The sequence below is a fragment of the Burkholderia sp. BCC0419 genome (assembly GCF_902830285.1).
In the GTDB taxonomy this organism is placed as follows: domain Bacteria; phylum Pseudomonadota; class Gammaproteobacteria; order Burkholderiales; family Burkholderiaceae; genus Burkholderia.
Map to the genome: position 1 here is coordinate 76,434 of NZ_CADESR010000007.1, position 18,162 is coordinate 94,595.

Genomic DNA, 18,162 nt, shown 5'->3' on the forward strand with positions numbered 1-18,162 from the left:
CAAGGCCAGGCTGTTGCGCAACGGCTTGCCGCCGTCGCACGCGGAGGCCACGGGGCGCCGCGCCCTCATGCTGGCCCGCAAGCCCGCGCGCCGGCTGCCGCCACTTTTTCCTGCGCTCCGCCGGCACCGCCGGACACCCGCACGCCCACCTTGCCTTTTTCGCGTTTTGTTTAGTATTTTTAGTAACGGCGTTTTCGCAGATTAGCGCTTAAAAAGCCGTTATTCGCGGGTATTCCCCGGTTATCCGGCCCGAATTCCGCGATGAGTTTTACTATACAATCGCCTCCACCCTAAACAAACCGGACCCCGAACGATGGGTACGACCATTCGCGATGTGGCGCGGGCGGCAGAGGTTTCGATCGGCACCGTCTCCCGCGCGCTGAAAAACCAGCCCGGCCTGTCCGAAGCCACGCGTGCGCGCATCGTCGAGATCGCGCGGCAACTCGGCTACGATTCCGCGCAGCTGCGGCCGCGCATCCGCCGGCTCACCTTCCTGCTGCACCGCCAGCACAACCGCTTTCCCGCGAGCCCGTTCTTCTCGCACGTGCTGCACGGCGTCGAGGACGCCTGCCGCGAGCGCGGCATCGTGCCGACGCTGCTCACGGTCGGCCCGAACGACGACGTGCTGCGCCAGATGCGCCCGCACGCACCCGACGCGATCGCAGTCGCCGGCTTCATCGAGCCCGAGACGATCGAGGCGCTCGCCGCCACTGGCCGGCCGCTCGTGCTGATCGACCTGTGGGCGCCCGGGTTGCGCTCGGTCAACATCGACAACGCGACGGGCGCGGCGCTCGCGATGCGCCACCTGCTCGCCACCGGCCGCTCGCGGATCGCATTCATCGGCGGCTCGGCCGCGCACTACAGCATCGCGCAGCGCGCGATCGGCTACCGGCGCGCGTTCTTCGAAGCCGGGCGGCTGTTCGATCCCGCCTACGAAGTGACGATCGATGCGGGCCTCGACCCCGACACGGGCGCCGCACGTGCGATGGAGCAATTGCTCGACGCGCCCGGCCCGCGCCCCGAAGCCGTGTTCGCGTACAACGACGCGGCGGCGCTGGCCGCGCAGCGCGTGTGCATCGCGCGCGGCCTGCGGATTCCGGACGACATCGCGATCGTCGGCTTCGACGACATCCCGGCTGCCGCGCACGCGAGCCCGCCGCTCACGACGCTCGCGGTCGACAAGGAAGCGCTCGGCCGCCGCGGCGTCGAACTGCTGCTCGCGGAAGCGCCCGAGCGCACCGAGATTTCCCTGCCCGTCGAGCTGATCGTGCGGGCCAGCAGCCAGCCCGCCGGCTCCCCGGCATTCGATACCGTAACGGCCACCGAATCATGAACATGCCCCCGGTCCAACCCTGCACGGCCGCGCCGGCCGCCCACACGCAAGCCGCCCCGTTCGTCGCGAGCTTCCGCGATCCGTCGTTCCTGCTGTCGCACATCGAAGACACGCTGCGCTTCTACGCGACGAACGCATTCGACCCGACGGGCGGCTTCTACCATTACTTCCGCGACGACGGCAGCGTCTACAACCGCACGTCGCGCCACCTCGTCAGCACCTGCCGGTTCGTCTTCAACTACGCGATGGCGTACCGCCATTTCGGCGATCCGCGCCACCTCGACTACGCGCGCCACGGGCTGCGCTTCCTGCGCGACGCGCACTGGGACGACGCGCTGCAGGGCTACGACTGGGAACTCGACTGGCGCGACGGCGCGAAGCACGCGACGCTCGACGGCACGCGCCACTGCTATGGGCTCGCGTTCGTGCTGCTCGCGGCCGCGCACGCGACGATGGCCGGCATCGACGAAGCGCGCCCGCTGATCGCCACAACCTACGAGCTCGCCGAGCACCGCTTCTGGGATGCGGCCGCGGGCCTGTATGCGGACGACGCGACGCCGAACTGGAACGTGTCGTCGTACCGCGGCCAGAACGCGAACATGCACATGACGGAAGCGCTGCTCGCCGCCTACGAGGCGACCGGCCATCTCACGTACCTCGATCGCGCGGAAAAGCTCGCCTCCCACATCACGCAGCGCCAGGCCGCGCTATCGGGCGGCCTCGTGTGGGAGCACTACCATGCGGACTGGTCGGTCGACTGGGACTACAACAAGGAAGACAGCTCGAACATCTTCCGTCCGTGGGGCTTCCAGCCCGGGCACCAGACCGAATGGGCGAAGCTGCTGCTGATCCTCGAGCGGCACCGCACGCTCGACTGGCTCGCGCCGCGCGCGGCCGAACTGTTCGACGCGGCGCTCACGCACGCGTGGGATGCCGATCACGGCGGCCTCTGCTACGGCTTCGGCCCCGACTTCACGATCTGCGACCACAACAAGTATTTCTGGGTGCAGGCGGAAACCTTCGCGGCGGCCGCGATGCTCGGCGCGCGCACCGGCAGCGAGCGCTTCTGGGACTGGTACGACGAGATCTGGCGCTACAGCTGGGCGCATTTCGTCGATCACCGCTACGGCGCGTGGTACCGGATCCTCACCTGCGACAACCGCAAGTACAGCGACGAGAAGAGCCCGGCCGGCAAGACCGACTATCACACGATGGGCGCCTGCTACGACGTGCTCGCGACCCTCGCGCGCGCGCAACGCAGCGAGCCGACGCAATGAGCGGCGGCACGTTTCCGGCTTTCGTGTCGGCCGGCGACATCCTGACCGACATGGTGCGCGCGGGCGACGCGCAGTGGACCTCGGTGCCGGGCGGCGCCGGCTGGAACGTCGCGCGCGCGGTCGCTCGGCTCGGCGTGCCGAGCGCGCTCGCCGGCTCGATCGGCGAAGACTGCTTCTCCGACGTGCTGTGGCACACGAGCGAAGCGGCCGGGCTCGACCTGCGCTTCCTGCAGCGCGTCGCGCGCCCGCCGCTGCTCGCGATCGTCCACGAGACGCGGCCGCCCGCATACTTCTTCATCGGCGAAGCGAGCGCCGATCTCGCGTTCGATCCCGCGCGGCTGCCGGCCGGCTGGACCGATCACGTGCAATGGGCGCATTTCGGCTGCATCAGCCTCGTGCGCGAACCGCTCGCGGGCACGCTGGCCGCACTCGCGGCCGACCTGCACGCGCGCGGCGTGAAGATCAGCTTCGACCCGAACGTGCGGAACCTGATGACGGCCGCGTACCGGCCGACGCTGGAGAAGATGGCCGCCCTCGCCGATCTGATCAAGGTGTCCGACGAAGACCTGCGGCACCTGTTCGGCGGCGACGGCCCCGACGCGATCGCGGCGGTACGCGCGCTGAACCCGCAGGCGGCCGTGCTCGTCACGCGCGGCGCGCTGGCGGCGACGCTCTACGCGGACGACGACGTGCACGAGGCCAGCCCGCCGCGCGTCGAGGTGGTCGACACCGTCGGCGCAGGCGACGCGTCGATCGGCGGCCTGCTGTTCAGCCTGATGGCCGCGCCGCAGCGCGGCTGGCGCGAGCATCTCGCGTTCGCACTGGCGGCCGGCGCCGCCGCGTGCCGGCACACGGGCGCGCACGCGCCGACGCTCGACGAGGTCGTCGCGCTGCTCGAAAGTTGAAGGGACGATGCAGGAACGGTGACCGGTCGCTGATCGGTCACCGATAAACCGCACGCACCATGCTGCGCCGCAGTGCTACGATGAAGTGTCCTTTTGCGGGAGAGCACGATGGACACCAACACGTTCACGAAAGGCATCTACACGGCCAAGGCGCATACCCAGCATGCGGGCAACGGCCAGTTCCAGGGTTACGTGATCCTCTCGCGCGACGACGGGGACGACACCGAGAACATGCGCTACGACGTCCACTCGACGAGCCCCAGCGAGGAAGAAGCGTTCGACGAGGCGAAGGCGCTCGCGCACCGGATCCTCGGCGAAATCGAGCTGTGACGCGCCTCTTTTTCGGCGCGGCTCAGAGCAGCCGCGCCACCATCGATACCAGCATCGTCAGCACCAGCGTCGACATGAACGGGAACGGGTAGCGCCGCCCGCCGAGCGTCAGCGTGACGTCGCCCGGCATCCGCCCGATGCCGAGCTTGCCGAGCCACGGCCAGCAGCGCGTCAGGATCATCACCGCGATGAACGTCGTCAATAGCCAGCGCAGCATCCCGGGTTCCTCGTCAGAGCGCGTGCGAGCGGTCGCCGCGCGCGAACGCGTCGAGCGTGCCGTCGATCCCGCGCGAAAACGCGATCACCTTGAACAGCTCGCCCATCTCGGCCTCCGAGATCAGTTTCTGCACCGCGTTCGCGGCCGGCAGGAAGGCGCGGATGTCGGACGGGTCGATCGCGGCCAGCGCGTCGGTGATGCCCGCATTCAGCAGGAAGCGCGCCTGCGACGTGTAGCCGAGCAGATCGGCGCCGGTCGTGACGCCCGCGTCGTAGATGCCGGTGAATTCGACGTGCGCGGTGATGTCCTGCAGGCCCGGGTACACGAACGGATCGTCGTGCGCGTGGTGACGGTAGTGGCACATCAGCGTGCCGCGGTCGCGCTGCGGGTGGTAGTACTCGTGCGCGGGAAAACCGTAGTCGACCAGCAGTACCGCGCCGCGCGCGAGCATCGTGCAGACGGTGCGCGTGAACGCGAGCGCCGCCTCGTGCGTTTCGGTCACGTAGCCGTCGCCGACGTCGAGCGCCTCGAGCACCGCCGGCAGGCCGGCTGCACCGACCGGCCGGTCGTCGAACACGAACGCGTGCCGCGCGTCGAGCGCGACGCCGCGCTCGCGCCACGCGCCGTCCGCCTTCGCGAACAGCCGCACCGGCATCGCGTCGAGCACTTCGTTGCCGACCACGACGCCATCGAACCGCTCGGGCAGCACATCGAGCCAGCGCACCTTCGCGGCCAGCGCCGGCACCGCGGCTTCGATCGTGTCACGCTGCCGTTCGCGCAGCTCGCCGGACAGGTCGACGATCAGGTATTCGTCGAGTTCGACGTCCCGCGCGTCGAGCGCCGCGAGCAGCCCGGCCGCGAGCTTGCCGGTGCCGGCGCCGAATTCCATCACGCGGCGCGTGCCGCTCGCCGCGAGCGCCTCGGCCACCGGTTGCGCGAGCGTCTGCGCGAACAGCGGCGACAGCTCGGGGGCCGTCACGAAGTCGCTGCCGTCGTCGGCGCGGCGCCCGAACTTGCGCGCGCCGCCGCTGTAATAGCCGAGGCCCGGCGCATACAGCGCGCGCTCCATGAAGCGGTCGAACGGCAACCAGCCGCCGGCCGCCGCGATCTCGTCGCGCAGTTGCGCGGCAAGGGTTTCGGACTGCGCGAGCGCGTCAGGGCCGGGAGCAGGTAAACTAGCGGGTTCGTGAGCTTTCGGGTTCATCCCGGCATTGTAAATGACCGTTTCAGCCGTTACGTCGACCCCACGCGTGGTGCTCGTCACGGGCGCCCTGGGCAGCGCGGCCGACGCCGCGTCGATCGGCCGCGCGCTCGCGACGGGTTTCGCGCGCCACGGCTGGGACGTCGCGCTGCAGCGCAGCCACGGCGCGCCGCGCGCAGCCGCCGACGCGCTCGTCGCCGAAGTCGCGGCGCTGGGCCGCCGCGCGGCCGTGCTCGACGCCGATCCGGCCCTGGAAGCCGATGCCGCGGCCCTCGTCGCCGCGTGCGGCGAAGCGCTCGGCCGGCCCGCGTGCGCGGTGTTCGTCAGCGCCAGCGCAGGCGCCGACGACGCGTACACGGTGGACGGCGCGTCGCTCGCCGCCGCGCTCGCGCGCAACGTGACGGCGCCGCTCGCTTTGGCGCGCGCACTCGCCGACGCGACGCCCGACGCCGCGCGCGACGACGAAACGCTGCGCGCGTGCGCGATCCATGTACTGGATCAGGCCCTGTTTCACCCGGCACCGGCGCAGCTGTCGCACGCGCTGATGCAGGCCGCGTTGAACCGTGCGACGTCGGCGCTCGCACTGGCGCTCGCGCCGAAGGTGCGGGTCGCGGCGCTCGTGCGCGGCCACGCGCCGCACGCGGACGACATCGCGGCGGCCGCCTGCTATCTCGCGAGCGCGCCCGGCGTCACGGGCGCGACGCTGACCGTCGACGGCGGCGAGCACCTGGTGCCGCCCGCCGCCGGCCCGAATGAATGAACCGCGCGGGCGCGGCCTGACCGCCGCCCGCGCCGCTTTGCGTGCGCGCACGCCAATTTGACTGGGACGACCATGTTTTCCGCTCTCCTGCACCCCCGCCTCGCGGATTGCCGCAGGCTCTACCTGCGCGACTACGAGGTGCACATCAACATCGGGGCCTTCGAACACGAGAAGCGCGGCGAGCAACGCGTCGTCATCAACATCGACCTGTTCGTGCCGCTCGCGCTGTCGACCCCCGTCGACGACCGGCTGCACGAAGTCGTCGACTACGATCTGATGAAGCAGAGCGTCGCGCAGTGCCTCGCGCGCGGCCACATCCACCTGCAGGAAACGCTGTGCGATTCGATCGCCGCGCACCTGCTGGCGCACGATGCCGTGCGCGCGGTACGCGTCCGTACCGAGAAACCGGACGCCTATCCGGACTGCGACGCCGTCGGCGTCGAAGTCTTTCGCATCAAGGACGAGGAGCGCCCATGAACGCCCCCCACATGAACGACACGGCGGCCGACGCCGCCACGCTGGACGAAGCCGCCGCCCCGGCCACCCGCCAGGCGCTGACGCGCCGCGAGCAGAAGGAAGCGTACGAGAACAACAAGCTGTTCAAGCGGATCGTGCGCCAGGTCGGCCAGGCGATCGGCGACTACAACATGATCGAGCAGGGCGACAAGGTGATGGTGTGCCTGTCCGGCGGCAAGGACAGTTACGCGATGCTCGACGTGCTGCTGCGCCTGCGCGAGCGCGCGCCGATCGACTTCGACATCGTCGCGGTGAACCTCGACCAGAAGCAGCCGGGCTTCCCCGAGCACGTGCTGCCCGAATACCTGAAGCAGGTCGGCGTACCGTTCCACATCGAGAACCAGGACACCTACAGCATCGTCAAGCGGCTCGTGCCGGAAGGCAAGACGACCTGCTCGCTGTGCTCGCGGCTGCGCCGCGGGATCCTGTACCGCGTGGCCGGCGAGCTCGGCGCGACCAAGATCGCGCTCGGCCATCACCGCGACGACATCGTGCAGACGCTGCTGCTGAACATGTTCTACGGCGGCAAGCTGAAGGGCATGCCGCCGAAGCTGCAGTCGGACGACGGCAAGAACATCGTGATCCGCCCGCTCGCGTACGTGAAGGAAACCGATCTCGAGAAATACGCAGAGTTGCGCGAATTCCCGATCATCCCGTGCAACCTGTGCGGCAGCCAGCCGAACCTGAAGCGCGCGGAAATGAAGGCGCTGATCCGCGAATGGGACAAGCGCTTCCCGGGCCGCGTCGAGAACATGTTCAACGCGCTCGCGAAGGTCGTGCCGTCGCACCTGATGGACACGACGCTGTACCCGTTCCAGTCGCTGCGCGCGACGGGCGAAGCCGATCCGCAAGGCGACATCGCGTTCGACGAGGAACCGTGCGCATCGGGTGACGACACCGCCACGCCAGGCGCCTCCCGACCGATCTCGATCGTCCAGTTCGACGACCTGTAAGCAGGGCCGGAACACCCGCCGGAATCGGGGTCCTCGGCCCCTTTCCGGCGCTGTCGCCCCGCCGCGACAGGCCCGGAGCGCCAGGGGCCGCATGCTAAAATGGACGGCTTCGAACTCCCTGACCAAGCGCGCGCCATGAATATCGTGATTTTGGCGGCAGGCACCGGCAAGCGCATGCGTTCCGCGCTGCCGAAAGTGCTTCACCCCCTGGCCGGCAGGCCGCTCCTCTCCCACGTCATCGACACCGCGCGCACGCTGCAGCCGTCCCGGCTCGTCGTCGTCGTCGGCCACGGCGCCGAGCAGGTCCAGGCCGCCGTCGCCGCACCCGACGTCCAGTTCGCCGTGCAAGCAGAACAGCTCGGCACCGGCCACGCGGTGCGCCAGGCGCTGCCGCTCCTCGATCCCGCCCAGCCGACGCTCGTGCTGTACGGCGACGTGCCGCTCACGCGCGCGTCGACGCTGCAGCGCCTCGTCGATGCCGCGCGCGAGGGCCGCTACGGGATCCTGACCGTCACGCTCGACGACCCGACCGGCTACGGCCGCATCGTGCGCGACGCGTCCGGCTTCGTCACGCGCATCGTCGAGCAGAAGGATGCATCGCCGGACGAGCTGAGGATCGCCGAGATCAACACCGGCATCATCGTCACGCCGACGGCCCAGCTGTCGATGTGGCTCGGCGCGCTGAAGAACGAAAACGCGCAGGGCGAGTACTACCTGACCGACGTCGTCGAACTCGCGATCGAGGCCGGCTTCGAGGTCGTCACGTCGCAGCCCGACGACGAATGGGAAACGCTCGGCGTGAACAGCAAGGCGCAGCTCGCGGAGCTCGAACGCATTCATCAGCGTAACGTCGCCGATGCGCTGCTCGTCGACGGTGTCACGCTCGCCGATCCGGCGCGCGTCGACGTGCGCGGCACGCTGCGCTGCGGCCGCGACGTGTCGATCGACGTGAACTGCGTGTTCGAAGGCAACGTGACGCTCGCCGACAACGTGACGATCGGCGCGAACTGTGTGATCCGCAACGCGTCGGTCGGCGCCGGCACGCGCATCGACGCGTTCACGCACATCGACGGCGCCGTACTCGGCGCAAACACCGTGATCGGCCCGTACGCGCGGCTGCGCCCCGGCGCGCAGCTCGCGGACGAAGCGCACGTCGGCAACTTCGTCGAGGTGAAGAACGCGGTGATCGGCCACGGCTCGAAGGCGAACCACCTCACGTATATCGGCGACGCCGACATCGGCGCGCGCGTGAACATCGGCGCGGGCACGATCACCTGCAACTACGACGGCGCGAACAAGTTCCGCACCGTGATCGAGGACGACGTGTTCGTCGGCTCGGACACGCAGCTGGTCGCGCCGGTGCGCGTCGGCCGCGGCGTGACGATCGCGGCCGGCACGACGATCTGGAAGGACGTCGCCGAAGGCGTCCTCGCGTTGAACGAGAAGACGCAGACCGCGAAGAGCGGCTACGTCCGCCCGGTCAAGAAGAAAAGCTGAACCTTTTGCGGGCGCCCGAGCGGCGCCCGCTTCGACTGACAGGATTGACCATACATGTGCGGCATTGTCGGCGCAGTTGCGCAACGTAATATCGTCCCGGTGCTGATCGAAGGATTGCGGCGCCTCGAATACCGTGGCTACGACTCGTGCGGCGTCGCCGTGCTCGAGCCGGGCGCACCGAAGCGCGCGCGCAGCGTCGCGCGCGTCGCCGATCTCGACACGCAGGTGCGCGAGACGCACCTCGAAGGCACGACCGGCGTCGCGCACACGCGCTGGGCCACGCACGGCGCGCCCGTCACGCACAACGCGCACCCGATCTTCTCGTCGAACGCGCTCGCGCTCGTGCACAACGGCATCATCGAGAACTTCGAGTCGCTGCGTGAAGCGCTGCGCGCGAAGGGCTACGAATTCGTGTCGCAGACCGACACCGAAGTGATCGCGCACCTCGTGCACAGCCTGTACCGCGGCAACCTGTTCGACGCGGTGCGTGAAGCCGTGCACCAGCTGCACGGCGCATATGCGATCGCCGTGATCCACAAGGACCAGCCGCACACCGTCGTCGGCGCGCGCCAGGGTTCGCCGCTCGTCGTCGGTCACGGCGACGGCGAGAACTTCCTCGCGTCCGATGCGCTCGCGCTCGCGGGCAGCACCGACCGCTTCACGTTCCTCGAGGAAGGCGACGTGTGCGAGCTGTCGCTCGACGGCGTGACGATCGTCGATCGCCACGGCGCCACCGTGCAGCGCGAGATCCGCGTCGTTAGCGCCTACGGCGGCGCGGTCGAGCTTGGGCCCTATCGTCACTTCATGCAGAAGGAAATCTTCGAGCAGCCGCGCGCGATCGGCGACACCGTGCCGCAGACGGAAGCGTTCGACGCGACGCTGTTCGGCGACGCCGCGCCCGCCGCGTTCGCGGAGATCGACAGCCTGCTGATCCTCGCGTGCGGCACGAGCTACTACTCGGGCCTCACCGCGAAGTACTGGCTCGAATCGATCGCGAAGATCCCGACCCAGGTCGAGATCGCCAGCGAGTACCGCTATCGCGAGTCGGTGCCGAACCCGCGCCAGCTCGTGCTCGTGATCTCGCAGTCGGGCGAGACGGCCGATACGCTCGCGGCGCTCAAGCATGCGCAGTCGCTCGGCCACACGCATACGCTCGCGGTGTGCAACGTCGCGACGAGCGCGATGGTGCGCCTGACCGAAATGCAGTTCCTGACGCATGCGGGCACCGAGATCGGCGTCGCGTCGACGAAGGCGTTCACGACGCAGCTCGTCGCGCTGTTCGTGCTGGCCGCGACGCTCGGCAAGCTGCGCGGGCACGTCGATGCCGCGCAGGAAGCGCAATTCCTGAAGGAGCTGCGCCACCTGCCGGCCGCGCTGAACAGCGTGCTCGCACTCGAGCCGCAGATCATCGCGTGGTCGGAGGAATTCGCGCGCAAGGAAAACGCGCTGTTCCTCGGCCGCGGGCTGCACTACCCGATCGCGCTCGAAGGCGCGCTGAAGCTGAAGGAAATCTCGTACATCCACGCGGAGGCCTATCCGGCCGGTGAACTGAAGCATGGGCCGCTCGCGCTCGTCACGGAAGCGATGCCGGTCGTCACGGTCGCGCCGAACGACACGCTGCTCGAAAAGCTGAAGTCGAACATGCAGGAAGTGCGCGCGCGCGGCGGCGAGCTGTACGTGTTCGCCGATGCCGACACGCAGATCGTCAACGACGACGGCCTGCACGTGATCCGGATGCCGGAACACTACGGGCAACTGTCGCCGATCCTGCACGTCGTGCCGCTGCAAATGCTTGCTTATCACACCGCGTGTGCGCGCGGCACCGACGTCGACAAGCCGCGGAATCTCGCGAAGTCGGTGACGGTGGAGTAAGGCCGGTTTGCCGGACGGGCCGTCGCCGGCCCGTCCGGGCGTCGTATCGGCGTCGTATCGGCGTCGTATTGGCATGCAGCGGCCATTCGGCCAGGTCGAAATATGTACCACGTAGTGGTATATAATCCTGTGCTAACTCGACCGGCTCGACATGTCTGCTTCCGTACGACGCGTCTTCAAGACGAAGTGGTTTCACAAGGCAGCCGGGAAAGCGGGAATCGCCGATGGCGAGCTCTGCCGCGCGGTGCGGGAACTGGCCCGCGGCCAGGGCGTCGATCTCGGCGGCAACGTCTGGAAGAAGCGCCTCGACGGGAATCGGCAACGCGGGATCGTGCTGGGCAAGGTCGGGCACACGTGGGTGTTCGTGTTCCTGTTCGCGAAATGCGACCGCGACAACATCGACGCACGCGAGCTGCGCGCCTTCAGAAAGCTCGCCGCGGACGTGGGTCGACACACCGACAGCGACATCGCGACGCTGGTCGCACTGAAAGAGCTTGTGGAGATTTGCAATGGCTAAGGGTCGATTCAAGAGCGACGCGACGGAGGCGGTCCACAGCGCCGCGTCGGGGCTTTATCGCGCCAGCCTGATCGACAAGAAGACGATGCGGGAATACGACGATCTCTGCATCGAAGCCGCCCCGCAGTTCGATCCGGAAGCGATCGCCCGCATCCGCAAGTCGGTCAACGTCAGCCAGAGCGTGTTCGCGCTCTACCTGAACACGACGACATCGACGATCCGCCAATGGGAACAGGGCGACAAGCGGCCGAGCGGCATCGCCGCGCGCATGCTCCAGATCGTCGAGAAACACGGGCTCGAGGTGTTCTCCTGAGCCGGCTTCCCCGAATGCACAGGGTCGGCCCCGGCCGGACGCGCGCCGCAACGAATATGACGGAGAGACAATGGTAAGACTGTTTGGATGCGGATTGCTGGCGCTGACGTTCGCGTCGACGGGCTGGGCCGCCGAGCACTATGTCGAGGTCTGGAACCCGCCCGAGGCGCGGCAGCCTGCGGCACGTACGCCGACTGCACGCACGGGTGCCGATGCGCGCACAGGCAAGAGCGCGGAGAAGCACGCGAGCGCCACGCCGAAAGCCGCCGCGAAACCGCCCAAGCGCCGCGTCGCGCAGGCCTTGAAAGCCGGCTCGCACCGCCCGGCCGCGGCCGCGACCGAAACCCCGGTCGCCCCGCGCCCCGTCGCGCAGCCCGCGCCCGGGCGTCTCACGGTGATGCAGCCTGCCGCACCGGACGCGACACGCGCGCTCACCTTCTCCAACATCCCGCGTCAATACACGCCGGACGGCAACGTGCTGCAGGTCGGCACGCACGGCCGCTCCGCGGAGGTGACTCGATAATGGAAGCGCAGACCTACCACGGCTACCAGATCTGGGGCCACGCGATCCTGCAGCAGGACGAGATCATGCAGCCCGAGCGTTTCGCGGCGAGCGGCACGATCACGCAGAACAACCGGCTCGTCGAGGCGTCGGGCGTACTCGGCGTGTTCGACACCGAAGACGACGCGCGCGATGCAGGGCTCGAATGGGCGCGCGCGTGGATCGACAACCACTGCTGATCGAAGCCAGCCGCGCGCATCCGCGGCCGCCGGTGCCGCGCAGCTGCGTCGCGCACCGCAAATGAAGAAGGGGCGTCCATGACGCCCCTTCTTTCATTCGAACCCGGAAACAATCACGCCGCGGCGTGCGGCGGCCTCACCGTCTGCTGCGGCCGGCCGACGAGCCGTGCCAGCACGAGGATCGCCACCAGCGTCGCGACGTACGCGGCGATCTGGATGCCCGCCGGACGCGCGGTATAGCCGATCAGCGTATGCAGCGCCTTGCCGACGATGCTCGATTCCTTGAGCAGCCACGACGTGTCCCAGACCGCATCGCCCCACGACGGCACGAGGCCGGCGGCGAGCAGGAAGCCGACGCACTGGCTCGCCATGCCCGCGGCGAGCAGCACAATCAGCGCGTTGGTGACGGAGAACAGGCGCTTCAGCGGAATCTGCAGCAGGCCCGCATACATCGCGTAGCCGAGCCCCGCGCCGCCGAGCACGCCGAGCAGCCCGCCGGCGATCATCTGCGGCGTCTGGCCCGGATCGCCTGCCGCGATCCCGTACAGGAACAGCACGGCCTCGGAACCCTCGCGCAGCACCGCGACGCCGACCACGATCGCGAGCCCCGTCAGCGGCCGGCGGCCGGCCGCGACCGCCCGGCCGACCTCGCCCATGTGCAGCGCCATTTCGCGGCCGTGCCGGCTCATCCAGATGCAGTGCCACGCGAGCATCAGCGTCGCGACAGCCATCACGCCCGCGTTGAAGACTTCCTGGCCCATGCCGGACGCCCATTGCGAGATCGCGTCGGCGAACGCCGCGATCAGGCCGGCGCCGACCACGCCGCCGACCAGCCCGCCGCCCACCCACCAGCCGCGCCGCGGCACGCCCTTCGTGGCGGCCATCACGATCGAGACCACCAGCGCGGCCTCGAGCACTTCACGAAAGACGATCAGGGCAGTAGACAGCATGTCGGTATCGGCTTACTTGACGGTCAGGTGCGTCTTCGACTGCGCTTCGTGATACTCGTCGTGGAACTCGTAGGTCCCCGCCTTCAGCGGCCCGACCAGGATCTCGACCGACTTGCCGGCCGGCACGACCTTCTCCGCCTTGAAGTCGTCGCTCTCGAATTCCGCGGGCGTCGCGTCGAGGTTCTTCACGACGAACTTCACCTTCTTGCCGGCGGGGATCGTCACGCCCTCGGGCGAAAACTTGTGGTCCTTCAACGTCAGGTTGACGACGTCGTCGGCAGCGAATGCGGACGTGGCCGAGGCGCCCAGCAGGGCCAGTGCGAAACCGATAGCGAAGCGGGTCATGTGCGTAATGAGCGGAAATATAGAAGGGAATCGATACTAAGATCGATTCGCATTTTCACCTCGGAGTACCCTTACTCGGGTCATGGGGATCGTTCGCCATCGATCCCACCCGCTCGTTACTGCACAAGGCTCCGCCGGATCTCGCCCATAATGTGCAGCCGTCAATCGGGAAAAATTCGGACTGACGCGCGCACGCGAATGGCTATTCGTCAGACCTCAGCATTACAAATGGCTGATGCGATGCGCATCGCTGCGTGCGCCGCTTGACCTTCCCACCATGGCAAGCTTCATGCTGAACGTACTCGTCAACCATCCACCCGGGAGAACACGATGGAATTCGAAGTCCAGGACATGACCTGCGGCGGCTGCGCCAACGCAATCACGCGTGCGGTGACGGCCGCCGACCCCGCCGCGAAGCTCGACATCGACGTCGCGGCGAAGATCGTCAAGGTCGACTCGGCGCAAGGCGCCGAGCGCGTGCAGTCGATCATCGAAGCCGCCGGCTTCCATCCCGCGCTGCGCTCCGCGTAACGCGCGCCGAAGGCCGCGGGTGCAGCGCCGGACGGCGCCGCGCCCGCGCCCGGCGTCGCGTCAGCGCAGCCGGATCAGCGTCGACTTCAGTTCGGTGTACTTCTCGAGCGCATGCAGCGACTTGTCGCGGCCGTTGCCCGACTGCTTGTAGCCGCCGAACGGGAAGTTCATGTCGCCGCCCTCGTCATAGCAGTTCACCCACACGGTGCCCGCACGCAGCCGGCGCGACACGTCGTGCGCGGTCGTCAGGTTCGACGTCCACACAGCGGCGGCCAGCCCGTATTCGGTGTCGTTCGCGATCCGCACGGCCTCGTCGACGTCGTCGAACACGATCACCGACAGCACGGGCCCGAAGATTTCCTCGCGCGCGATCTTCGCATCGGGCTTCACCTCGAACACCGTCGGCTCCACGTAGAAGCCGCCCGTTTCCGCGTTCACGCGCGCACCGCCCGTGACGAGCCGGCCTTCGCTGCGCCCCGCGTCGATATAGCCGAGCACGCGTTCGAGTTGGATGCCGTCGACGATCGCGCCCATCGATACCGACGGATCGAGCGGATTGCCCGGCACGTATGCGCGCGCGGCCGCGACGAGCTTCTCGAGGAACGCATCCTTGATGTCGCGATGCACGAGCAGCCGCGAGCCGGCCGTGCACATCTCGCCCATGTTGTAGAAGATCGCGCCGGCCGCCGTCTGCGCCGCGCGGTCGAGATCGGGGCAGTCGGGCAACACGATGTTCGGCGACTTGCCGCCGAGCTCGAGCCACGCGCGCTTCAGGTTCGACTGCGCCGCGTACTGCATGATCAGCTTGCCGACCGCCGTCGAGCCCGTGAACGCGATGCAGTCGACGTCGCGATGCAGCGCGAGCAGCTTGCCCGGTTCGCCCGCGCCCGGCACGACGTTGAACACGCCGGCCGGAATGCCGGCTTCGAACGCGAGCTGCGCGACGCGGATCGCGGTCAGCGGCGATTTCTCCGACGGCTTCAGCACGACGCTGTTGCCGGCCGCGAGCGCGGGTCCGAATTTCCATGCGGCCATCAGGATCGGGAAGTTCCACGGCACGACGGCGGCCACCACGCCGACCGGCTCGCGCGTGACGAGGCCGACGAGATGGTGATCGGCCGGCGCGACCTCGCCGCCGACCTTGTCGATCGCCTCGGCGAACCATTCGACGCAGTATGCGGCGCCCGGCACGTCGACCGTCGTCGTGTCGCCAATCGGCTTGCCCGCATCGAGCGTCTCGAGCAGCGACAGTTCATCGAGATGCTCGCGCATCAGCGCGGCCCAGCGCAGCAGCACGGCCTTGCGTGCGCGCGGGTTCAGGCCGGCCCACACCCCTGCGTCGAACGCGCGCCGCGCCGCCGCGACGGCGGCATTCACGTCCGCTTCGCCGCAATCGGCGACCTTCGCCAGCACGCGGCCGTCGATCGGGCTCACGCAGTCGAATGTCCTGCCGCCGTGCGCGTCGCGCGACGCGCCATCGATGAATGCGCGCCCTTCGATCTCGAGCGACGCTGCCTTGTCTTGCCAGTCAGCCAAAGTCAACTTGTTCATCAGGATGCCTCAATGGTTTGACATTCGCGATGCGGCACGCCGCGCGCCTGGCACGCAGCCGGCCTGCAGCGAATGCGGTAACGCGCGGTCAGAAGGTCGCCGGCGAATTGGCCGAGACGACCTCGCAGAGCAGTTCCGCGCTGGGATTGCGAAAACGATGCGGCAAACGGCTTTCGAAGTAGTAGCCGTCTCCGGGGTCGAGCAGCCAGGTCGCGCCGTCGACGGTCAGCTCGAGCCGGCCCGACACGACGACGCCGCCCTCGTGCCCCGCGTGCACCAGCATCTCGGGCCCCGTGTCGGCCAGCGGCTGGTAGATCTCGCGCAGGATGCACATGTTGCGATCCTTCACGTTCGCGCCGACCAGGTGAAACGCAAGCGACTCGTTGCCGAGGTTCGGCATCTCGTCGCGACGCGACACGATCGCGCGCGATTCGACGAGCTCGAACGTGAAGAACTCCGCAAGACTCATCGGGATGCATTCGAGCAGTTTCTTCAGCGAGCCGACCGACGGGCTCACGCGTCCCTGTTCGATCAGCGAGATCGTGCCGTTGGTGACGCCGGCGCGTTTCGCGAGTTCGCGCTGCGACAGGCCATGCTTGTTGCGCACGAAACGCAGGCGCTCGGCGACTTCGGTGGACATCGATTCGGTTTCGGACACGATAGTAGTGCGGTGAAAAAGTGAAACGACGCGTGGAGCTGCCGTTGAATATTCTAATCACTTTATGCCGCACATCAGCGGGGAAAACCCTGAAAGGCGTTCGAAATAATGGACACCGTGTCGATTATTCCTTTTGCGAATCTTTTGTTCGCACTGCCCGGGAAAGCCCTGATGCAGGACCGTTAAAAAACATTTGACGCCGTTATTGTCTCGTATATGCTGGCTCTCAGGTCAGCGTCATCAGGCTTTCACAGGCATCGAAAAGCGTTATCGCAACGCAACAATCGATTCCCGTCAATGCAAATGACGCCGGGCCGGCGCCTTGATTATTTTAAACGCCCCGCGCGTCGAAACGATCAGGTGTTCAATACTTTCAACAAACCAGTCGAGTGTAATCGTGAGAGTCCGTGGCCCTCTGGTGAGGTGGGATCGAGGCGATGTGCGAAGTTTGCGCAGCGCCGTTCCCGCTTCCGATGGCAGTTGCGGCTGGCATAGTCCTCGCCTGCTTCACCTGTCGATCTACACCATCCTGTCCCGTCGTTCCGTTCGGCGCCACAACGCCGTTTCCGCACGCGCATTCGTCGCCGTCGATACCGACGAAGTGGCGTCGCTGCTGCCGTAGCGCCTCTCCTTTCTTCACGTCGTTCGTTTCGTCCGTCGATTCGCCAACCGCATTGTCCGTGCGGTGACGGAATGCGTTCGCGCATTCGTTGGCGCGTCGCGTATCGCGATGAAACGAACGACGGCCTGACCGTCGCGCGCAGCGCGGATCGCCACGCCATCCTGTTGCGCCCATTCACCAGCGGCCGTGCGCCCAGCGCCCGGCTGCGGGGTCGTGTCGCGCCTGCGTTTTGCTGCATCCGGCTCGGCGCACGTCACGTCCCTACGGATTACTGATTGACGTCATGGAAAGGAAACCTCTCGTCGGCATCACCGCCGACCTCACCCAGATCGGCGCCCACGCGTCGCATACGGTCGGCGACAAATACGTCGCCGCGATCGTCGACGGCGCGCATGCACTCGCGATGGTGCTGCCGGCCCTCGGCGAGCGCCAGTCGGCCGCCGACGTGCTCGACGCGGTCGACGGGCTGCTGTTTACCGGCAGCTACTCGAACGTCGAGCCGCATCGGTATGGCGGCGAACCGAGCGCACCGGGCACGAAGCACGACCCCGCACGCGACGCGACGACGCTGCCGCTGCTGCGCGCGGCGATCGTCGCGGGCGTGCCCGTGCTCGCCGTGTGCCGCGGCTTCCAGGAGCTGAACGTCGTCTGCGGCGGCACGCTGCACCAGCATGTGCACGACGTCCCCGGCTTCGCCGATCACCGCGAGGACGACGACGCGCCGATGGACACGCAATACGGCCCCGCGCACGTCGTGCGCCTGACGCCCGGCGGCACGCTGCATGCGCTCGCCGGCGGCCGCGACGAAGTGCACGTGAACTCGCTGCACAAGCAGGGCGTCGCGCAGCTCGGCTCCGGCCTCGCCATCGAGGCCGTCGCGCCGGATGGCCTGATCGAGGCCGTGAGCGTCGTCGATGCACCCGCTTTCGCGCTGGCCGTGCAGTGGCATCCGGAATGGCGACATGCGCAGGACCCGCTGTCGAGCGCGATCTTCCGCGCATTCGGCGATGCCTGCCGCGCCCGCCGCGCCGCCCGCCCGTGCGCGACGGCCGCCGCCGCGCTCGCCTGAGCGC

22 protein-coding genes are annotated in these 18,162 nt (G+C 68.1%); 16 read left to right on the forward strand and 6 right to left on the reverse strand.

All coding sequences use genetic code 11. The features are described 5' to 3' along the window. Positions 1–313: 313 nt before the first annotated feature. From HWW87_RS27200 to HWW87_RS27215, 4 genes are all read left to right on the forward strand, one after another. On the forward strand, positions 314–1,333 hold the full coding sequence (locus HWW87_RS27200; RefSeq protein WP_175822912.1) for a LacI family DNA-binding transcriptional regulator: 1,020 nt from the start codon (positions 314–316) through the stop codon (positions 1,331–1,333). Beyond that, a complete protein-coding gene (locus tag HWW87_RS27205; protein ID WP_175822913.1) occupies positions 1,330–2,610 on the forward strand; it encodes an AGE family epimerase/isomerase in 1,281 nt (426 codons plus the stop codon). Before HWW87_RS27200 ends, HWW87_RS27205 begins: the two co-directional genes overlap by 4 nt. Beyond that, positions 2,607–3,515, forward strand: coding sequence for a carbohydrate kinase (locus HWW87_RS27210; protein ID WP_175822914.1), 909 nt, complete (start codon positions 2,607–2,609; stop codon positions 3,513–3,515). Before HWW87_RS27205 ends, HWW87_RS27210 begins: the two co-directional genes overlap by 4 nt. Before the next feature lie 108 nt (positions 3,516–3,623). Beyond that, positions 3,624–3,845, forward strand: coding sequence for a hypothetical protein (locus tag HWW87_RS27215; protein WP_175822915.1), 222 nt, complete (start codon positions 3,624–3,626; stop codon positions 3,843–3,845). 22 nt (positions 3,846–3,867) lie between these two features. On the opposite strand, the gene HWW87_RS27220 is transcribed toward HWW87_RS27215, so the two are convergent. Then, entirely contained in the window at positions 3,868–4,062 is a 195-nt protein-coding gene (locus HWW87_RS27220) for a DUF2905 domain-containing protein (protein ID WP_011546377.1), read from the reverse strand. A 13-nt stretch (positions 4,063–4,075) separates the two neighbouring features. Beyond that, positions 4,076–5,266, reverse strand: a complete 1,191-nt coding sequence (locus HWW87_RS27225) for an SAM-dependent methyltransferase (RefSeq protein WP_175822916.1) — start codon at positions 5,264–5,266, stop codon at positions 4,076–4,078. A gap of 13 nt (positions 5,267–5,279) precedes the next feature. On the opposite strand from HWW87_RS27225, the gene HWW87_RS27230 reads away from it, so the two are divergent. From HWW87_RS27230 to HWW87_RS27270, 9 genes are all read left to right on the forward strand, one after another. Further along, positions 5,280–6,023 carry an SDR family oxidoreductase gene (locus HWW87_RS27230; protein ID WP_175822917.1) on the forward strand — a complete coding sequence of 248 codons (744 nt, stop codon included), beginning with the start codon at positions 5,280–5,282 and terminating at the stop codon, positions 6,021–6,023. 72 nt (positions 6,024–6,095) lie between these two features. Next, positions 6,096–6,500 carry a dihydroneopterin aldolase gene (locus tag HWW87_RS27235; RefSeq protein ID WP_175822918.1) on the forward strand — a complete coding sequence of 135 codons (405 nt, stop codon included), beginning with the start codon at positions 6,096–6,098 and terminating at the stop codon, positions 6,498–6,500. Further along, positions 6,497–7,492 carry a tRNA 2-thiocytidine(32) synthetase TtcA gene (ttcA, locus tag HWW87_RS27240; RefSeq protein ID WP_175822919.1) on the forward strand — a complete coding sequence of 332 codons (996 nt, stop codon included), beginning with the start codon at positions 6,497–6,499 and terminating at the stop codon, positions 7,490–7,492. The genes HWW87_RS27235 and ttcA overlap by 4 nt, the downstream gene beginning before the upstream one ends. Before the next feature lie 135 nt (positions 7,493–7,627). Continuing rightward, the gene (gene glmU, locus HWW87_RS27245; protein WP_174433330.1) at positions 7,628–8,989 is read left to right on the forward strand and encodes a bifunctional UDP-N-acetylglucosamine diphosphorylase/glucosamine-1-phosphate N-acetyltransferase GlmU; all 1,362 of its coding nucleotides are present in this window, start codon (positions 7,628–7,630) and stop codon (positions 8,987–8,989) included. 54 nt (positions 8,990–9,043) lie between these two features. After that, positions 9,044–10,861: a glutamine--fructose-6-phosphate transaminase (isomerizing) gene (gene glmS / locus HWW87_RS27250; protein WP_175822920.1), complete on the forward strand. Its 1,818-nt coding sequence runs from the start codon at positions 9,044–9,046 to the stop codon at positions 10,859–10,861. 151 nt (positions 10,862–11,012) lie between these two features. Beyond that, on the forward strand, positions 11,013–11,378 hold the full coding sequence (locus HWW87_RS27255; protein WP_124639880.1) for a type II toxin-antitoxin system RelE/ParE family toxin: 366 nt from the start codon (positions 11,013–11,015) through the stop codon (positions 11,376–11,378). Next, complete coding sequence (locus HWW87_RS27260) at positions 11,371–11,691, forward strand: DNA-binding transcriptional regulator (RefSeq protein WP_174390770.1); 321 nt, start codon at positions 11,371–11,373, stop codon at positions 11,689–11,691. Before HWW87_RS27255 ends, HWW87_RS27260 begins: the two co-directional genes overlap by 8 nt. Before the next feature lie 70 nt (positions 11,692–11,761). Continuing rightward, positions 11,762–12,214, forward strand: a complete 453-nt coding sequence (locus tag HWW87_RS27265; protein ID WP_175822921.1) for a hypothetical protein — start codon at positions 11,762–11,764, stop codon at positions 12,212–12,214. Then, on the forward strand, positions 12,214–12,432 hold the full coding sequence (locus HWW87_RS27270) for a hypothetical protein (protein ID WP_174390772.1): 219 nt from the start codon (positions 12,214–12,216) through the stop codon (positions 12,430–12,432). Before HWW87_RS27265 ends, HWW87_RS27270 begins: the two co-directional genes overlap by 1 nt. A 113-nt stretch (positions 12,433–12,545) precedes the next feature. On the opposite strand, the gene HWW87_RS27275 is transcribed toward HWW87_RS27270, so the two are convergent. Both HWW87_RS27275 and HWW87_RS27280 read right to left on the reverse strand, forming a co-directional pair. After that, positions 12,546–13,382 carry an FTR1 family protein gene (locus HWW87_RS27275; RefSeq protein ID WP_175822922.1) on the reverse strand — a complete coding sequence of 279 codons (837 nt, stop codon included), beginning with the start codon at positions 13,380–13,382 and terminating at the stop codon, positions 12,546–12,548. Positions 13,383–13,394: 12 nt separating this feature from the next. Beyond that, the gene (locus tag HWW87_RS27280) at positions 13,395–13,727 is read right to left on the reverse strand and encodes a cupredoxin domain-containing protein (RefSeq protein WP_014895831.1); all 333 of its coding nucleotides are present in this window, start codon (positions 13,725–13,727) and stop codon (positions 13,395–13,397) included. A gap of 330 nt (positions 13,728–14,057) precedes the next feature. On the opposite strand from HWW87_RS27280, the gene HWW87_RS27285 reads away from it, so the two are divergent. Next, positions 14,058–14,258, forward strand: coding sequence for a heavy-metal-associated domain-containing protein (locus HWW87_RS27285; protein ID WP_175822923.1), 201 nt, complete (start codon positions 14,058–14,060; stop codon positions 14,256–14,258). Positions 14,259–14,318: 60 nt separating this feature from the next. Here HWW87_RS27285 and HWW87_RS27290 read toward each other — a convergent pair whose 3' ends face one another. After that, the gene (locus HWW87_RS27290; RefSeq protein WP_175822924.1) at positions 14,319–15,809 is read right to left on the reverse strand and encodes an aldehyde dehydrogenase; all 1,491 of its coding nucleotides are present in this window, start codon (positions 15,807–15,809) and stop codon (positions 14,319–14,321) included. A gap of 88 nt (positions 15,810–15,897) precedes the next feature. Continuing rightward, positions 15,898–16,449 (reverse strand): cupin domain-containing protein, encoded by a 552-nt coding sequence (locus HWW87_RS27295; RefSeq protein ID WP_174433323.1) that lies wholly within the window; start codon positions 16,447–16,449, stop codon positions 15,898–15,900. 457 nt (positions 16,450–16,906) lie between these two features. On the opposite strand from HWW87_RS27295, the gene HWW87_RS37270 reads away from it, so the two are divergent. Both HWW87_RS37270 and HWW87_RS27300 read left to right on the forward strand, forming a co-directional pair. Then, on the forward strand, positions 16,907–17,089 hold the full coding sequence (locus tag HWW87_RS37270) for a hypothetical protein (RefSeq protein WP_006488040.1): 183 nt from the start codon (positions 16,907–16,909) through the stop codon (positions 17,087–17,089). 283 nt (positions 17,090–17,372) lie between these two features. Further along, positions 17,373–18,158, forward strand: a complete 786-nt coding sequence (locus HWW87_RS27300; protein ID WP_175822925.1) for a gamma-glutamyl-gamma-aminobutyrate hydrolase family protein — start codon at positions 17,373–17,375, stop codon at positions 18,156–18,158. Positions 18,159–18,162: the final 4 nt, after the last annotated feature.

What these genes read in the sequence shown, in the direction of transcription:
- HWW87_RS27200 (WP_175822912.1), top strand. Translation starts at nt 314, where the DNA reads ATGGGTACGACCATTCGCGATGTGGCGCGGGCGGCAGAGGTTTCGATC.
- HWW87_RS27205 (WP_175822913.1), top strand. Translation starts at nt 1,330, where the DNA reads ATGAACATGCCCCCGGTCCAACCCTGCACGGCCGCGCCGGCCGCCCAC.
- HWW87_RS27210 (WP_175822914.1), top strand. Translation starts at nt 2,607, where the DNA reads ATGAGCGGCGGCACGTTTCCGGCTTTCGTGTCGGCCGGCGACATCCTG.
- HWW87_RS27215 (WP_175822915.1), top strand. Translation starts at nt 3,624, where the DNA reads ATGGACACCAACACGTTCACGAAAGGCATCTACACGGCCAAGGCGCAT.
- HWW87_RS27220 (WP_011546377.1), bottom strand. Translation starts at nt 4,062, where the DNA reads ATGCTGCGCTGGCTATTGACGACGTTCATCGCGGTGATGATCCTGACG.
- HWW87_RS27225 (WP_175822916.1), bottom strand. Translation starts at nt 5,266, where the DNA reads ATGAACCCGAAAGCTCACGAACCCGCTAGTTTACCTGCTCCCGGCCCT.
- HWW87_RS27230 (WP_175822917.1), top strand. Translation starts at nt 5,280, where the DNA reads ATGACCGTTTCAGCCGTTACGTCGACCCCACGCGTGGTGCTCGTCACG.
- HWW87_RS27235 (WP_175822918.1), top strand. Translation starts at nt 6,096, where the DNA reads ATGTTTTCCGCTCTCCTGCACCCCCGCCTCGCGGATTGCCGCAGGCTC.
- ttcA (WP_175822919.1), top strand. Translation starts at nt 6,497, where the DNA reads ATGAACGCCCCCCACATGAACGACACGGCGGCCGACGCCGCCACGCTG.
- glmU (WP_174433330.1), top strand. Translation starts at nt 7,628, where the DNA reads ATGAATATCGTGATTTTGGCGGCAGGCACCGGCAAGCGCATGCGTTCC.
- glmS (WP_175822920.1), top strand. Translation starts at nt 9,044, where the DNA reads ATGTGCGGCATTGTCGGCGCAGTTGCGCAACGTAATATCGTCCCGGTG.
- HWW87_RS27255 (WP_124639880.1), top strand. Translation starts at nt 11,013, where the DNA reads ATGTCTGCTTCCGTACGACGCGTCTTCAAGACGAAGTGGTTTCACAAG.
- HWW87_RS27260 (WP_174390770.1), top strand. Translation starts at nt 11,371, where the DNA reads ATGGCTAAGGGTCGATTCAAGAGCGACGCGACGGAGGCGGTCCACAGC.
- HWW87_RS27265 (WP_175822921.1), top strand. Translation starts at nt 11,762, where the DNA reads ATGGTAAGACTGTTTGGATGCGGATTGCTGGCGCTGACGTTCGCGTCG.
- HWW87_RS27270 (WP_174390772.1), top strand. Translation starts at nt 12,214, where the DNA reads ATGGAAGCGCAGACCTACCACGGCTACCAGATCTGGGGCCACGCGATC.
- HWW87_RS27275 (WP_175822922.1), bottom strand. Translation starts at nt 13,382, where the DNA reads ATGCTGTCTACTGCCCTGATCGTCTTTCGTGAAGTGCTCGAGGCCGCG.
- HWW87_RS27280 (WP_014895831.1), bottom strand. Translation starts at nt 13,727, where the DNA reads ATGACCCGCTTCGCTATCGGTTTCGCACTGGCCCTGCTGGGCGCCTCG.
- HWW87_RS27285 (WP_175822923.1), top strand. Translation starts at nt 14,058, where the DNA reads ATGGAATTCGAAGTCCAGGACATGACCTGCGGCGGCTGCGCCAACGCA.
- HWW87_RS27290 (WP_175822924.1), bottom strand. Translation starts at nt 15,809, where the DNA reads ATGAACAAGTTGACTTTGGCTGACTGGCAAGACAAGGCAGCGTCGCTC.
- HWW87_RS27295 (WP_174433323.1), bottom strand. Translation starts at nt 16,449, where the DNA reads ATGTCCACCGAAGTCGCCGAGCGCCTGCGTTTCGTGCGCAACAAGCAT.
- HWW87_RS27300 (WP_175822925.1), top strand. Translation starts at nt 17,373, where the DNA reads ATGGAAAGGAAACCTCTCGTCGGCATCACCGCCGACCTCACCCAGATC.